Consider the following 12,442-nt stretch of genomic DNA (forward strand, 5'->3'; position numbering starts at 1 on the left):
CTGTCAGCTTTCCATGTCGAGGGAGAGGGCGTAGGCGACACGTTCCGTCTCGTTCAGTTTGACCTGCAAGGCCTGGGCGTAGAGGTCCTGAAATTCGGGCTGGCTGCGGAGTTCCTTTGCCTTGGCCTTGTGCCATGCGAAACCTGCGTCATGGGCGGCGCGCAGCGTCTCATCGGCCATCAGCGCGTCGTATTCGGCGCGCAGGCGGGGCAGGTTGCGTTTGATGGTGATGTCGCGGAAATCGGACCAATCCATGCGAATCCAGTAGTTGATCCCGATGGAGCGATCGACGTGCAGCGCACGGCCGCGCTGGCGTTTGATCAGGAAGCTTTCAGCGGAGCGCAAAGCGTAGTGGTTGAGTTGCAAAAGGTCGTAACCGATTGTTTTCTTTGATGAGCGCCAGCCGTTGTTGACGGCATCCGGCGTCATGTCCTGACCGGAACCGTTCACCCATTTGACCTTCTTGGCGAACGCAGGGTCCAGTTTGTTGGGGCGGTGGCAGGAGATTTTGGCATAGGCCCCGATGTTGCGGAACATCGTTTTGAACCCCCAGACGGTGTGGGGTTTGGGGCAATAGGCGGGCGCGCATGCATCGAATTGGTCGATGACGAATGCGTCGTTGAGTTCGGTCACGCCGTTGTGGCCGAAGAGCCGCCACGTCATCGCAAAGTTGGTCGCATCCGGCACGGCGGCGAAGAGGTCACTGAGCGTGCCGTTGCCGGTGCGCACGTTCATGAATTCATCCACGTCGATGTGGATGATCCACTCGGCATTCTGGATCAACGGTTCCTTCAGGGACTGGTTCAGCGCGTGTTGCTGGGGCGAGTTGCCCTTCCATTGATCGTTGTTGCGGTGCTGGACGATGCCCATCTCTTGCAAGCGGCCCAACACCTCGTCGGTGCCGTCAGAGCAATCGTTCGTGTAGATCAGAAAGTGATCGACACCCATGGCGCGGTGATAGGCGATCCACTCCACGATATAGGGCGCTTCGTTCTTCATGCAGCCGACGATGACATTGCCGGTGGAGCCTTTGGGCAGGTCGCGTTTGGCCAGCGGCGTATAGGCGGCGGCGAGTTGTTCTTCGTCCACCGCGCCGAGGTTGTTATGCGGGCGGAACTGTGTGCCCAGCACCATCTGGTGGTTCACTTTCACGCGGGTGAGGAGCTGCTTTTTCTCTGCCTTTTCATCGGGTTTTGCGGCATCTGGGTTCAGCAGCGCGGTGAATTTCCGCGCGGCCTCCTTGGCTTCGCGCGCCTCGGCCAGACGGTCGGCCAGCGGCGTGGCCGCGCGGTTGATGCCGAAGGCAAAAGCCGTGAGGTATTGCGAGGCGCGGTAGCCCAGCGTCGGGTCCGCTTCGGCATAGGTATCGGCTTTGGGCGGCGCTTTGAGGGCCGTGGCCAGCGCAGGAAAGCGTTTGATCAGGGTTTTGTTCTTGTTGGCAAAATGGGTGGAAATGGCGTGCAGGCTGCCGGGGTCAACCGGCGCGCCCGTGACGCGGACGTTCATGCGCATTTGCTGCCAGACCTCGCGCGGGCAGATGATCTCGCGCTTTTGCATGTAGCGGATGAGGATGTCGTTGAACTGCCGCAGGCGGGTGAGCGAGGCCGCCGGTTCGGGTGTGGGAGGGCGTTCGGGTTTGGCGGGGGCCAGTGGGATGCCAAGGGTCTCCCCCAACACCTGCGCGCCATCAGCGCTCCAAAGACGGTCCATATCAAGCGGATGCAGGGTGACGTTGCCCTTGCCAAAGGTGCCTTCCCAGAACTTGAGCAGGGCAGTGAAGTCCAGCCACGGCGGCGGATGCTGGATGTCATCGAACAGACCGAAGTAGGGCGCGCATTCGCCACGCAGAGCCATGGCACAGGGGCCCCAGTCCTTGCCTGCGGCCAATGCCAGTTCCGCGTCCAACCCGGTGCGGCGGCCTTCCATCACGGCATAGGTATAATGATCCAGCGCCATGCGCGCCTGCGCCTGCACGTGCAGGGCGATCTGGATATCATCGAAGTGTGGAGAGAGGAGCGCGTGCAGGCGTTTGAGCTCTGCCGGTGTGGTCAGGTAACAGCCCATCTGGGCGGCTGAGATCACCACATGATCTACCGCCAGTTCAGGGACCTCGCGCGCCAGTTTGGCGGTGAACTCCGCCTGCAAGGTCTCTCCCACCAGCGGCCCATCCAGCCCGCGTTTGTAGCGCAGCACGCTGCCCGCATCAGGGTCCGCGCAGGCGGCATAGAGCCGGACGTGGTTCCAGTCGGGGGCGGCGATGCCAGCCGCCGCGAGCGTATCCGCATTCTGCGCCAGCAGGGTGCGCATCCGCGCCGCTGCCCGCTCCACCGGGCCGATCAGCAGGGTGATCTTGCGCGCCATGCTCAGCCTTCCTGCCGCTGGGTTGCCAGCCATTCCGCAGTGGTGTTGCTTTTGCCCCACCACGGCAGATCAACGCCCAGAAAGCCCGAGATTTTCTCAGCCGCTGCGGGGTCTTCGGGATCGACGGCAAGGAAGTGTGTGCGCCCCTCAAAGATGCGGTCGCAAAAGGCGTAATGCGACGTGATCCAGCGCACCAGATGCGGTTTTTGATCGCCATAGGGCCGGGGCAGACCGGGCACATTGTTGCGTGGCAGCCGTTCCTTGGCGAGGTTGTTCCAGTTCAGCATGCTTTCGGCGGTTTTCTCCGGATTGCGGCGGGACAGCAGGAAGCGCACGTTCGGGTGATGTGTCTCAATGGCGGTGAGCAGGCCCACATCCATCTGTGGCCAGAAACAGACGTTCTTGTTGACTGCATTCATCTCGGTGATGGCGTCATATTCGCCAAGCCGCGCCAGCGGATCACCGCTGTCGAAGTAATCTTCATACATCAGCTCCGCCACCAGCCGGTCGTGCAGATGAACGCTGTCTGTTTCATGCCGCCTGATGCGCCAGTCGGCCACGTGCAGGCCTGCCTGCCGCAATGCATCGGCCAGGGTGGTGGTGCCGGATTTCGGCAGCGACAGGGAAATGATCGGGCGGGTCATGTGATCTCCAGCTCCTTGCGCAGGGCGTCTTCCATCGGCGGAAAAGGGGAGGCGGCGCGCAGCTGATCGCGCATCTGTTGATAGCTGTCCTGCGCCAGCAGGTCGTCGCGCTTGGCGCGGTGCAGGGCGACGGCTTCATCGTGCAGATCCGCGATGCCGGGCAGGGCCTTGAGCGCCGCCATTTCCGCCTCAAGCGGCGCGGCGTAGCGCAGGATCGACGGATCGTGATATCCATTGTCATTGCGTTCGCGCCAATAGCTGTCGTCAAAGGCGCGGTGTTCGCGGTTCACGTCGCCCCGGTCGTTCTTGACCAGATAGCTGTCGAGGCTGCGCAGCGCGTAGTGGTTCAGCGTGGCATGTGCGCGGGCATCACGCGCGGGAAAGGCGCGGATGCGGCGTTTGTTGGCGCGCTTGCGAAAGCGCGGCGGCACCGGGCGGCCCGACCCATCTGTCCAGAGGGGCGCGCCGTGTTTGTCCTCATCATGGAACGGACGGTGCGCGCCATAGTAAGCCAGCGGGAAATCCGCGCGGACCAGGCTTTTGACCTCAATCGCGGTCTGGTCGCACCAGATGTCGGGATTGTGACTGTGCTGGAATTGCCGGATCACGGGCGCGTCCTCGAACGCTTCCACCCCGTTGTTGGCAAAGAACTGGAAGGTGACGGAGATGGCTTGCGGATTGCCGCAGGCCGCAATCAGCGCGGGGATTGTATGATCACCCACATGGATGTTGAGGAATTCATCCACATCCGCCACCCAGACCCAATCGGCCTGTTTGACGACCTGCTGCGTCTTGGCGTCCTTGAGCGCCTGCATCTGGTAGTTGCGGTTGGTGGCAGGGTTGGGCAGATGGGTCAAAATGCCGTGGTCCGCCAGACGGTCCAGCAGCCGGTCCGTCGCATCGGTGCAATCGTTGGAATAAAACAGAAAATCCGTCACCCCGATGACGCGCTGAAAGGCGATCCATTCCAGCAGGAAAGGGCCTTCGTTCTTGACGCAGGTCACAGCTGTTATGCGCATGTCAGCCTGTCCTGCCGTGGCAGGGGGTGTTCTGTCTCATATCCGCCTCTGGGTCGGGTGTGCAAAAGCGCCCCGGTCCTCTTGATTGTGCAAGATGTATGCCAGCCCCACCGAATCAGGTCAACATTTCGGGGGGCATCCCGCAATGTCGTGGTAAATCGGCACGGGTCCAGCCCTTGACCCCGGCAGGTCAAGATGCAGGTTGGGTGGGAACGGGAGGACGACACCACATGAACAAACCAACCTCGATCGACGCGGTGCAGGAAATGCTGGGCGCGCAAGGGTACATTTGCGGGCGCGCATTGGGCACGGTGGTGTTCCTCAGCCTCACGCTGGGCCGACCGCTGTTTCTGGAAGGCGAAGCAGGCGTGGGCAAGACCGAGATCGCCAAAGCGCTGGCCGCCGCCCTGGGCCGCAAGTTGATCCGCTTGCAATGCTACGAAGGGCTTGATGCGTCATCTGCCGTCTATGAATGGAACTTTCCGGCCCAGATGGTTGCCATCCGCACGGCGGAAGCCACAGGTGGTGCGGACCGCAGCGCCCTGACAACAGAGCTGTTCAGCGACGACTACCTGATCGAACGGCCCCTGCTGGAGGCCATGCGCCCGGATGAGAACGGCGCGCCGATCCTGCTGATTGATGAACTCGACCGCACCGATGCGCCCTTTGAAGCGTTCCTGCTCGAAGCGCTCAGCGATTTTCAGGTGACGATCCCCGAAATGGGCACCATCAAGGCGCCAGAGCCGCCGATTGTGATCCTGACTTCCAACCGCACCCGCGAAGTGCACGACGCCCTCAAACGCCGCTGCCTGTATCACTGGGTCGACTACCCGGGCTTTGAGCGTGAGATGGAAATCCTCGCCGCCCGCGCCCCCGAAGCGGCCGAGGCACTCAGCCGCGAAGTGGTGGCCTTTGTGCAGGCCCTGCGCACCGAAGACCTGTTCAAGAAACCCGGCGTGGCCGAAACCATCGACTGGGCCAAATGCCTGCTGGCCCTCGACGTCATCCAGCTGTCCCCCGAGGTCATCGCCGACACCCTGGGCGCGATCCTCAAATATCAGGACGACATCGCCAAGCTGCACGGCTCGGAAGCCAAACGCATCCTTGATCAGGCCAAAGCCGCGCTGGAGCCCGCATGATCCTTCCAAATGGTAAAAAAAACCTGGGAGGTCTGGAGGGTAAAACCCTCCAGTCAGGCAATCTTGCCTGAATACGCCCCCCTCGACCTGCCGGACGATCCGAAACTGGCAGGCAACATCACCCATTTCGCCCGCGCCCTGCGCCGGGCAGGCCTGCCCATCGGTCCGGGCCGGGTGATCGACGCCATCCGCGCGGTGCAGGCGGCGGGGTTTTCCAACAAACCGGACTTCTACTGGACCCTGCACGCCTGTTTTGTGAACAAGCCTGAACACCGCCGGATTTTTGCGCAGCTCTTTCGGCTCTACTGGCGCGATCCGCGGTATATGGAACATATGATGGCCGCGATGCTGCCCGCGATCCGGGGTGTGCAGGAGGAACGCACGGCACAAGCCGCGGAGAAACGCGCAGCCGAGGCACTGCTCGATGGGGCCGAAGCGCCCCCCAGGGACGAAGAGGAGCAGGGCTCCGATGAGGAAACGCTGCTGGAGATCGACGCCAGCCTGACCATGTCCACGCAGGAACGGCTGCGCACGCTGGATTTTGAGCAGATGAGTCTGGCGGAGATGAACGAGGCCAAGCGCATGCTGGCGCGGCTGACCCTGCCGGTCAAACCCCTGCCCTCACGGCGCACCCAGGCGGCCCATCTGGGCCGGGTGGATGCGCAGCGCACCTTGCGGGCTGCGCTGCGGCGCGGAGGGGAGATGCACGAACTGGCGCTCAAGACCCAGCGCCCGCGCTATCCCAATCTGGTGGTGCTCTGCGATATCTCCGGCTCCATGAGCCAGTATTCCCGGATCATCCTGCACTTCCTGCATGCCGTCAGCAACGCACGCGGGGCGGGCTGGGCCAAGGTGCATGCCTTCACCTTTGGCACCCGGCTGACCAACATCACCCGCCATCTGGCCACGCGCGATGTGGATGCGGCCCTGGCCGCCGCAGGCGCGGAGGCGCAGGATTGGGAAGGTGGGACGCGCATCGGGGCCTGTCTGGAAGCCTTCAACCGCGACTGGTCCCGGCGGGTCATGGGACAGGGCGCAGTGGTGCTGCTGATCACCGACGGGCTGGACCGGGATGATCCTGCCGAACTGGCCCGTCAGACCCAGCGGCTGGGTCTGACCGCCCGGCGTCTGATCTGGCTGAACCCTTTGCTGCGCTGGGATGGTTTCGCGCCAAAGGCGGCGGGCATCATGGCGATGCTGCCCCATGTGGACAGTTTCCGGGCAGGCCATTCGATTGCTTCATTGGAAGCGCTGGCGGAGGTGATTTCAAAGCCGGATGATGTGGGGGAGAAGGGGCGGTTGATGGCGGCGATGGCGGCTCATCCGCCGTAGGCGTCTTCGCGGGGACGGCGGGGCTTCGGATTCACCAAAACCAAAGCGGTTTCGAATCCATCCTTGATTGATCCCCGCCTGACATAAGCCCGCCGATTTGCCAAGAAAAATAGCCGTATCCCGCAAGCGGGTCCCTCGGCGATTTTTCTTGGCAAACCGTCAGCCTCATGTCCGCCAGTCCTCAAGCAAGGATGGCTCCGAAACCAAAGGTTCAGGCGAAGGTATCGGCGAAGGTGCCGCGGTAGATCGCGGAAAGGTCGGCGAGGGGGGCGGAGGTGGTGCCGAAGCTCACCTCACTGCCGCCGAATTTGCCCACGGTGGTGAGGGGCACGCCTGCGCGGCCTGCAGCGATCATCAGGGCTTCGGCCTGGTCGAAGTTGCAGGCGATCAGGTAGCGGGCCTGGTCTTCGCCGAAGAGTTGGGCGGTGTCGTCTGTGTCGAGGGTGACGCCGACACCTGCGGCTTCGGCCAATTCGAATGCGGCGAGGGCAAGGCCGCCATCGCTGAGGTCGGTGCAGGCTTTGATCAGCGCGCGGTTGGCGCGGATGAAATCGCCATGGGTTTTTTCGGCTGCCAGATCAACGGGCGGCGCGTCGCCTTCGATGCGGCCATGCACTGCGGCCAGCAGGGCGGATTGGCCGAGGTGGCCGGTGGTGTCGCCCAGGACAAGGACGACATGGCCTTCGCGGACCTCGCTGCCGATGATGTCATCGGGGTGGGCGATCAGGCCCACTGCGCCGATGGTTGGCGTGGGCAGGATCGCGGCACCATCGGTTTCATTGTAAAGGGAGACATTGCCGGAGACGATGGGCATGTCGAGCGCACTCACAGCTTCACCGATGCCTTTGATGGCACCGACAAATTGCCCCATGATTTCAGGCTTTTCGGGGTTGCCGAAGTTCATGTTGTCGGTGGTGGCCAGGGGGGTTGCCCCCACAGCCGTGAGGTTGCGGTAGCTTTCCGCCACCGCCTGTTTGCCACCCTCGACCGGGTTGGCCTTCACATAGCGCGGGGTCACGTCGGAGGTGAAAGCGATGCTCTTGTCGGTGCCGTGGATGCGGATGATGCCCGCCCCGATGCCGGGGGTGCGCGCTGAATCCGCCATGACCATGGTGTCGTATTGTTCGAACACCCAGTTTTTTGCAGCGTAGTTGGGGTCGGAAATCAGTGCCTTCAGCCCATCAATCGGGTCGACACCCGCGACATCGCCCAAGGGGTCGGCAGCAGGGGTTTCCACCCAAGGGCGGTCGTATTCGGGGGCGGTGGAGGCGAGTTTGCTCAAGGGCAGGTCGGCTTTGACTTCGCCGTTGTGGGTGATCAGGAAGCGGTCTTCGGGGAGGGTTTCGCCGACAATGGCGAAATCGAGGTCCCATTTTTCGAAGACGGCACGCGCCTCGGCCTCTAATTCTGGTTTGAGAACCATGAGCATGCGTTCCTGGGATTCTGAGAGCATCATCTCGTAGGCGGTCATGTTTTCTTCGCGTTGGGGAACAGCCTCCAAATTGAGTTTGACGCCCAAGCCGCCTTTGTCGCCCATTTCGACGGCAGAACACGTCAGGCCCGCGGCCCCCATGTCCTGAATGGAGATCACGGCACCGGTGGCCATCAGCTCCAGCGTGGCTTCCATCAGGCGCTTTTCCGTAAACGGATCGCCGACCTGCACGGTGGGGCGTTTTTCCTCGATCGTGTCGTCGAATTCGGCGCTTGCCATGGTCGCCCCGCCCACGCCGTCACGGCCGGTTTTCGCACCAAGGTAGACCACAGGCATGCCGATGCCGGACGCGGCGGAGTAGAAGATCTTGTCGGCGTCGGCGAGGCCAGCTGCGAAGGCGTTCACGAGGCAGTTGCCGTCATAGGCGGTGTCAAAACGGACTTCGCCCCCTGCACAAGGAACCCCGAAGCAGTTGCCGTAGCCGCCGACCCCTGCCACGACGCCGTGCACCAGCTGGCGGGTCTTGGGGTGATCGGGGCGGCCGAAGCTGAGGGAGTTCATCGAGGCAATCGGGCGCGCGCCCATGGTGAAGACGTCGCGCAGGATGCCCCCGACCCCGGTCGCTGCCCCTTGGTAGGGTTCGATGTAGGAGGGGTGGTTGTGGCTTTCCATCTTGAAGACCAGCGCCTGACCGTCGCCGATGTCCACCACGCCCGCGTTTTCGCCGGGGCCGCAGATCACCTGCGGGCCGGTCGTGGGCAGGGTGCGGAGCCATTTCTTGGAGGATTTATACGAGCAATGCTCGTTCCACATGGCGGAGAAGATGCCCATCTCCGTGTAGTTGGGCGCGCGGCCCAGGATGGTGTTGACCTCTGCGTATTCCTCCGGCGTGAAGCCATGTGCGGCAATAACGTCGTCGGTGATGGCAGGATCGGTCATGGGCAGCCCCCTCAAGCATTTGGCCCGTGTCTTAGTGGAAGGCGCGGGGAGGGGGAAGACGGGGGGCGCAAAAAAGCGCAGCCCAAGCCGGTTCGGTGTTTAACGGTCGTCTTTTTGGGCCGTGCCCGCCTGTTCCTGCGCCGCCTGTGTTGCCGCGGCGGAGATCGCGGCGGTGTCCTCTGGCGTGAGGTCTTCCAAGTTGCCATGGGAGGGCAGCGCCACGCGCACTTCGCGGCGGGCAAATTCCAGACCGTTTTCCTCGAAGGCGGCATTCACGCGGTTGAAGATCTCCTTGCGGATCATGAACTGCGCGCCGGGTTTGCACATGAACTTGCCCCGGATCACCATGCCGACGTCGTCCACTTCCAGCACACCCTGGGATTTGAACGGCTGCATGAAATCGTCCTTGAACTCTTCCACCTCCAGCATGTCCTGACCGATCTTCTTGAAGATCTTCTTGACCTTGTTGGGATCGGTGCCGAAGGGCACGGTGAAGCGCAGCTTCATGATCACCCAATCGCGGGAGAAATTCGTGACCTTGGGGATTTCCCCGTAGGGAATGGTGTGCACGGGGCCTTTGTGGTGGCGCAGCTGCATGGAGCGGATGGAGATTTTCTCCACCGTGCCCATGGTGCCCTCGACCTCCACGTATTCGCCGGTGCGGAAGGCGTCATCGACCAGAAAAAACACGCCGGAGACCACATCCGTCACCAGCTTTTGCGCGCCAAAACCAATCGCCAGACCGACGATGGAGGCACCCGCCAGCAGCGGGGTTGTATCCACGCCGATGTTGCTGAGCCCCAGGAGCAGGAACAGCACCACGATGAAGCTGCGCGCCACCAGCAGGATCAGCGGCAGGACCGTCGACAGCCGCGAGCCACCCGCACCGCCGCCGTCGCCGCCCACGTCGGCGGTGTCAGGGTCAATGCCGCTGGCTGTCATCTCTGCCGCGAGCTTGCGGTTGATGATCAGGGAGACCGCTTCATAGAGCAGATAGCCGATCGACATGATAATCAGGAATTCAATGATGGAGGCCGCGAACCGCGCACCCACCCCAGCGGTCGCGATGGCTGTGGCGCTCATCCCCCAGAATTCAGCGATGGACAGCACAACGATGGCAAAGATCACAACGCGGCCGATGCGGATATAGGCGCGTTTGGTGGCATAATAGGCGCGTTCGGCGACGCTGCCTTCGCCTGTCATCGCGGGGGTCAGGTGGCGGACAAGACCGCGAATGGCGGTGTCCATTGCGGGGGCGAACATCAGCAACAGCATGGTCTTGTAGTGAGGGGCGCTGGCCAGCAGTTCAAAGTTCTCGTAGCTGACAACGATGTTGATGACCCACCAGACAATAACAAACATGGCGATGTTCATGTAAGGGTAGGAGCGGGCGATGCGTTCTTCCATCGGGGTCACGTCGGGGTCCGCGCCACGCATCATCATCACGCCGTCGTCACGATACCGCCAGAAAATCACGATGAGATAAATGTGCAGGGCAAGGTTCAGCCAGAAGGCCAGACGGGTTTCGCCCGGTGCCACGCCATTGTTCTGATTGAAAACGACGATTGCGGCTGAAAACCCCAGCAGGAAAGCCAGCCAGAACTGGTGATAGCAAAACGCCTTCGCAGCAGGCGTGTTGACGTTCAGCAGGCGGTACTCAGGGTTCAGCGGCGCGAAGAAGAAGAACGCCACCGCCAGCATGAACCGGGGAAAGCCGATCAGATAGATGCCGATCAACTGGGTGATCGGCAAGAAGGTATCTGGCAGGATCGCGAAGCCAACCGCGCGGGCCACCAGCACAAAGACCACCACCGCGACGACCTGGGTGGTCAGCCGCTGGGTCAGAAGCTGGATGGTTTCGCGCAGGGTAAGGTTATCGGCATCGGCGGGCGGCAGGATTTGCCAATCCCGCGTCAGGCGGCGGAACAACAGTTCCGCAGCCGCGGCGATGCCAAAGACGACAGCCATGTAGCCAAGCAGGGTCAGCAGGCCTGAGAACCCGCCGATCTTGGCATAGAAGGTCGAAAACGCTTCGCCCTGTTTGGTGAACAATACAGGCAGGCGTTCGATGGGCACGGTGATGGATTGCACCGCGCCGGAGGTGGCGTGAAAGAGGAAATCGTTGACGGCTTGATCGACTTCGACAGCGGATTCAGCAGCCTGCGTGTTGAGTTGGTCCAGCAGCAAGGCGCGCACATCCGCATCCGACAGCCGCGACAGCAAGGCATTGGCCGCTTCAGGGGTGAGCGGATCTGGCAGGGTAAGCGGCGCGTCCTGCGCGGTGGTGGAGGTGCCTGGCAGCATTTGCGCATGGCCCTGCGGGCTTGCCACCGGCGCAAGCGCGATCAAAAGGCCCATCAGCCAAATGCACAAAATCCGAAGATGTCCCATACCGCCCCCAGGGTTAATCGACACACCAGAGCCGCAAATCGCGCGAAGATCAATAATCGGATTGGCCTCGACCCCCTAAATCCCTGGCACGGGGCCAAAAAAAAGGCCGAGCGAGATGCTCGGCCAAGTCCAACAGGGAGGTATGAAGTGGCGCGCCCGGAGGCTGCCCTCTTCATGATGTTGAATTAGGCGGCGAAGATGTCTGTTTCAAGGCAGTTGGCAAACTTTGCCAAGCAAACCCGCTATGCGTCTGGCGCATATCAGGCTATTTTCGCTGATCTCTCAATGCTTTACGGTATGAAATGATCTCTTCCTGGACAAAGTCCCGGAAGGCGGCAACCCGCTGGGATTGGCGCAGTTCTTCGGGATACGCCAAAAATACCGGCACCTCTGCCGACTCAGTCTCCGGCAGGACGCGGACAAGGCCTGCGAACTCCTGCACAACATAATCCGGCAGCACACCGATGCCAAGGTTGTGCAACACGCCTTGCAGCACGCCAAAGTAGTTATTCACCGTCAGGAGCGAGCGGACGTCGTTCATCAGCAGGCTCTGGATCAGGTTGAGGCCTGCGCCCACCTGATCGCTGTCGGTGTTCTGACAGATCAGGCGATGTTCGCTGAGGTCTTCGATGGAGGCAGGTGTACCGTTTTCTTCGAGGTATTTCTTGGTCGCAAACAGGCACATGCGCACGGTCATCAGCCGTTTGCGAATGAGGTCCGCCTGAGACGGCTCCTTGAACCGGATCGCCACATCCGCTTCGCGCATGGGCAGGTCAAGCACCCGTTCTTCCAGCATCAGATCGACCTTGAGGTCGGGGTATAGATCATAGAGCTTCGACAGGCGCGGGGCGAGCCAGAGCGTGCCGAACCCGGTGGTGGTGGTCACGCGCAATTCGCCGAACACTTCTTCTTCGCTGTCGCGAATGCGGGCTGCTGCCGCATCAAGCCGTTTGGTCATGGCGGAGGTCGCGTCAAACAACAGCTCCCCCTGTTCGGTCAGGATCAACCCGCGCGCGTGGCGGTGAAACAGGTTGGTGTTCAGCTGCTCTTCCAGCCCGCGCACCTGACGGGACACGGCGGATTGGGACAGGTTCAGCTTGTCCCCCGCATGGGTCAGTGAGCCTGCATCGGCCACCGCATGAAAGATGCGCAGTTTGTCCCAGTCCATGATACTTTCTCCTGGCT

The 12,442-nt window shown here is 61.9% G+C and carries 8 protein-coding genes; 2 read left to right on the forward strand and 6 right to left on the reverse strand.

Features of this window, described 5'->3' with window-relative positions; genetic code table 11:
- Window positions 1-3: 3 nt before the first annotated feature.
- The 3 genes from Q1A91_RS06985 to Q1A91_RS06995 are packed head-to-tail and all read right to left on the reverse strand — an operon-like array spanning window position 4 to window position 4,024.
- On the reverse strand, window positions 4-2,361 hold the full coding sequence (locus Q1A91_RS06985; RefSeq protein WP_299874856.1) for a glycosyltransferase family 2 protein: 2,358 nt from the start codon (window positions 2,359-2,361) through the stop codon (window positions 4-6).
- A gap of 2 nt (window positions 2,362-2,363) precedes the next feature.
- Window positions 2,364-3,005: a sulfotransferase gene (locus Q1A91_RS06990; RefSeq protein WP_299874857.1), complete on the reverse strand. Its 642-nt coding sequence runs from the start codon at window positions 3,003-3,005 to the stop codon at window positions 2,364-2,366.
- The gene (locus tag Q1A91_RS06995; protein ID WP_299874862.1) at window positions 3,002-4,024 is read right to left on the reverse strand and encodes a glycosyltransferase family 2 protein; all 1,023 of its coding nucleotides are present in this window, start codon (window positions 4,022-4,024) and stop codon (window positions 3,002-3,004) included. The genes Q1A91_RS06990 and Q1A91_RS06995 overlap by 4 nt, the downstream gene beginning before the upstream one ends.
- Window positions 4,025-4,254: 230 nt before the next feature.
- Between Q1A91_RS06995 and Q1A91_RS07000 the strand changes: the two genes are divergently transcribed.
- On the forward strand, window positions 4,255-5,163 hold the full coding sequence (locus tag Q1A91_RS07000) for a MoxR family ATPase (protein WP_299874865.1): 909 nt from the start codon (window positions 4,255-4,257) through the stop codon (window positions 5,161-5,163).
- A gap of 63 nt (window positions 5,164-5,226) precedes the next feature.
- Window positions 5,227-6,495, forward strand: coding sequence for a VWA domain-containing protein (locus tag Q1A91_RS07005; RefSeq protein WP_299874868.1), 1,269 nt, complete (start codon window positions 5,227-5,229; stop codon window positions 6,493-6,495).
- A gap of 211 nt (window positions 6,496-6,706) precedes the next feature.
- On the opposite strand, the gene purL is transcribed toward Q1A91_RS07005, so the two are convergent.
- From purL to Q1A91_RS07020, 3 genes are all read right to left on the reverse strand, one after another.
- Window positions 6,707-8,866, reverse strand: a complete 2,160-nt coding sequence (purL, locus tag Q1A91_RS07010) for a phosphoribosylformylglycinamidine synthase subunit PurL (protein ID WP_299874871.1) — start codon at window positions 8,864-8,866, stop codon at window positions 6,707-6,709.
- Between the two features lie 99 nt (window positions 8,867-8,965).
- Window positions 8,966-11,224: a mechanosensitive ion channel family protein gene (locus Q1A91_RS07015; protein ID WP_299874874.1), complete on the reverse strand. Its 2,259-nt coding sequence runs from the start codon at window positions 11,222-11,224 to the stop codon at window positions 8,966-8,968.
- Between the two features lie 298 nt (window positions 11,225-11,522).
- The gene (locus Q1A91_RS07020) at window positions 11,523-12,425 is read right to left on the reverse strand and encodes a LysR family transcriptional regulator (protein WP_299874877.1); all 903 of its coding nucleotides are present in this window, start codon (window positions 12,423-12,425) and stop codon (window positions 11,523-11,525) included.
- Window positions 12,426-12,442 lie beyond the last annotated feature (17 nt).

This window comes from uncultured Sulfitobacter sp., from assembly GCF_947500075.1.
Classification (GTDB): domain Bacteria; phylum Pseudomonadota; class Alphaproteobacteria; order Rhodobacterales; family Rhodobacteraceae; genus Sulfitobacter.

Bases quoted from the DNA above. Each gene is read 5' to 3' on its own strand.
- purL (WP_299874871.1), bottom strand. From the start codon at position 8,866: ATGACCGATCCTGCCATCACCGACGACGTTATTGCCGCACATGGCTTC.
- Q1A91_RS07020 (WP_299874877.1), bottom strand. From the start codon at position 12,425: ATGGACTGGGACAAACTGCGCATCTTTCATGCGGTGGCCGATGCAGGC.
- Q1A91_RS07000 (WP_299874865.1), top strand. From the start codon at position 4,255: ATGAACAAACCAACCTCGATCGACGCGGTGCAGGAAATGCTGGGCGCG.
- Q1A91_RS06985 (WP_299874856.1), bottom strand. From the start codon at position 2,361: ATGGCGCGCAAGATCACCCTGCTGATCGGCCCGGTGGAGCGGGCAGCG.
- Q1A91_RS07015 (WP_299874874.1), bottom strand. From the start codon at position 11,224: ATGGGCCTTTTGATCGCGCTTGCGCCGGTGGCAAGCCCGCAGGGCCAT.
- Q1A91_RS06995 (WP_299874862.1), bottom strand. From the start codon at position 4,024: ATGCGCATAACAGCTGTGACCTGCGTCAAGAACGAAGGCCCTTTCCTG.
- Q1A91_RS06990 (WP_299874857.1), bottom strand. From the start codon at position 3,005: ATGACCCGCCCGATCATTTCCCTGTCGCTGCCGAAATCCGGCACCACC.